Source organism: Streptomyces sp. WAC05292 (assembly GCF_003949955.1).
Taxonomy (GTDB): domain Bacteria; phylum Actinomycetota; class Actinomycetes; order Streptomycetales; family Streptomycetaceae; genus Streptomyces; species Streptomyces globosus.
In genome coordinates this window covers 1-2,632 of record NZ_RPSE01000591.1, presented here as the reverse complement: position 1 = coordinate 2,632, position 2,632 = coordinate 1, and the positions used below count along the sequence as shown (strand labels likewise).

Sequence of the window (2,632 nt, the reverse complement as noted above, 5' to 3'; positions counted from 1 at the left end):
AGCAGGGGCCGGGTGGCTGTGGAGGTGCCGCCCGTGCCGGCGGGGCTACAGGCCGTTGACGCGGGCCATGCGGTCCACGCCGAGGGGGCGGAAGTCGGTGGCGGCGGCGCGGGCCTTGCGGCCGACCCGCGCGTACTGGCGCCGCACCTGTGCCATGAGCCGGCGGCTGCGCAGAGCCATCTCCAGCTCGAAACGGGTGCGCGGGTCGCGCAGTCCGGGGCCGAAGAGCTTCTCCAGCTGCCGCATCCGGTAGCGGACGGTCTGCGGGTGGACGCTCAGGGCCTTGGCGGCCTCGGGGGCTCCTCCGCCCTCCAGCCAGGCGAGGAGGGTGACTTCGAGCCGCTCGCTCTGGCGCGGCGTCAGATCGGCCAGCGGCCGGAGCCAGCGGGCGGCCAGGGCGTGCGCGAGGGGTTCGTCCTGGAGCAGGAGGAGGGTGGAGAGGTGGTCGTCGACGAAGAGGGGGCGGCCCTCAGGCCCGGGCCGGTGGGGGGCGAGGGCCAGCAGGCGCAGGGCCCAGCGCAGCGAGTGGCTCGTCTCGCGCGGTGCGACGGGATGGCCCACGGCCGCGAACCGGCCGCGCAGCAGGGACTCCAGCGCGGTGCGGGTGTCGGGGTCCTCGGGACTGGGGACGAGGAGGCACGGCTGGCCTCCGACCATGCCGGCCAGGGCGTCGCCGAGGGAGGCGGCCAGCTGCTGGGTCTCGCCCGGCGTCGCCAGCGCGATGGCCCGTATTTCGGGGGGAAGGGGCCAGCCGGCGGCGCGGGCGAGCTCCGACAGAGCGATTTCAGCCATGGGCATGTCACTTGTGAGAGCGGAGAAGAGCTCCCTCCGCGCCCGTTCGCAGGCACTGCCCGGGCCGTCCGAGGCGACTACCGTCAGCGGGCCCGTCCGCGTCCGGTACGAGCCCTGGCGGGGGATCCGGTCCAGGACCGGATCCGTACCCCCGCCGTGCAGTCCGGGCCCGCGGAGGGAGCTTCCGGGGAGCCCGGCGGCCGCGTCCAGGGCCGCCACGTCGAGGTCGGCGTCCTCGTCGGGGTCGATCCCCGTACGGCCGTCCTCGTCGGTGTCGTCGTCGACGTCCGGATGCCCGGCGGGCGTGCCGTACGGGCCGGCCCTGACCGGCTCGGGGCCGCCGTCGGGCGCGGTGCCGTGCGCCTCCGCCCCCTCCTGGGGGCGTGTCAGCGGCTCGCGGTACCCGAGCGCCGTCAGCAGGGCAGCTTCGACCTGTGCTCTGACCACCTCGTCGTCGAGGTCATCCACCAGCGCGGCGAAGCCGGGGATGCCGTCCCTCAGCTCCTCCACCATCCCGGATGCCAGCGCGGGGAGTTCCCGGCGCAGGACCCGGGTCCACTCGCCGCGCGGTCGGGCCCAGATACGGTTCAGCAGTTCGCACATCGTTACCTCGTTCATGCCGGGGTAAGGCCTGCCCCGAGGGGAAGGTGACAGGCCCGCGTCGAGCCGCCCCCTGCCCGTACCGACTTTGCGGACGGGGCAGTTGAGCACCTCGTACACCCTCCAGGAGGGCGTCAACCACTTGCGGTCCCGCGGCTTTGCCTCGATTTTGCCGACGGGGACGTGTGGCGGCCGACCAGGCGTGACCGGGGGGCCGCCGCACCGTTGGAAGGGAATCTTCCGGGGACGTTCGTCGCGGCGGCGCCACACGCACAAGAACTTGTCACGATTCGATAAATACTGTGGAGGCGTTGCGAAGGTCCACGATGCTTCTGCACTCCGGCCCCCCGCTCCCGGCCGGCGAGGCCCATCTCCCGCCCGCCGCGGAGCAGTTCCGTCGACCACCCCGGGCGCCGAGTGCGAAGTGGAGTGCCTCGGGCCCGGCGTATGGGAGAACCCGATGCCCCTGTCCCAGACCCGCGCGCCCCGCTCCCACCGGGCCCGCCGGACCAGACGCCACGCCGGCGCGGCCGCGGCCGCGGCAGCCGGACGGCGGGCGGTGCGCCGACCTCCGCTGCTGTCCCCCGCAGGAGGCCCCCGCCCCGCCACCCTGGCCCTCGGCGCGCTCGCCGCCCTCCTGGCCCTCGGCGTCGCCGCCCGGGCCGGCGCCCTCACCAACCTGTGGGAGTTCCTGGACTACGGGGCGGGCGTCCTCTCGCTCGTCTCCCTGACCTCCGCCGTCCTGTGGGGCCTCGCCGCCACCGACCGCGTCCTGCTCACCTCCGGCCACCGGATCGTCGCCCAGGGCGTCCACCGCGGACTCGCGGTCGCCGGCCTCGGCTTCCTCGCCCTGCACGTCTGGATCAAGATCGCCGAATCCCGGACGGACGTCGGCTCCGTCCTCATCCCCTTCACCGACGACAGCCAGCCGGTGCTGATCGGACTCGGCAGCCTCGCCGGGTACTTCTTCGTCAGCACGGCCGTCTCCGGCGCCGTCCGCAGCGCGTTCGCCACCAAGGGCCGCTCCCGCTGGTGGCGGGCGCTGCACGTCGGGGCCTACCCCGCCTGGGGGGCGTCCCTCGTGCACGGGCTCAAGGCCGGCCGCCCCGCCAGCGGCTGGGTCACCGCGGCGTACGCCCTCTGCCTCGTCGCGGTCGCCACCCTGCTCGTCCTGCGCATGCGGGAGCGGATGCGCACCGAGCGGGCCGGCCCCGCCGCCGCGCAGCCGCAGTCCGCCCCC

At 75.0% G+C, this 2,632-nt stretch carries 2 protein-coding genes; one reads left to right on the top strand and one right to left on the bottom strand.

Annotated elements, in window-relative coordinates; all coding sequences use genetic code 11:
• Positions 1-45: 45 nt before the first annotated feature.
• Entirely contained in the window at positions 46-1,410 is a 1,365-nt protein-coding gene (locus tag EF903_RS31365) for a CdaR family transcriptional regulator (protein ID WP_260616175.1), read from the bottom strand.
• A 442-nt stretch (positions 1,411-1,852) separates the two neighbouring features.
• Here EF903_RS31365 and EF903_RS31360 point away from each other — a divergent pair.
• On the top strand, positions 1,853-2,632 hold a 780-nt coding region (locus EF903_RS31360), incomplete at its 3' end, for a hypothetical protein (RefSeq protein WP_185902927.1).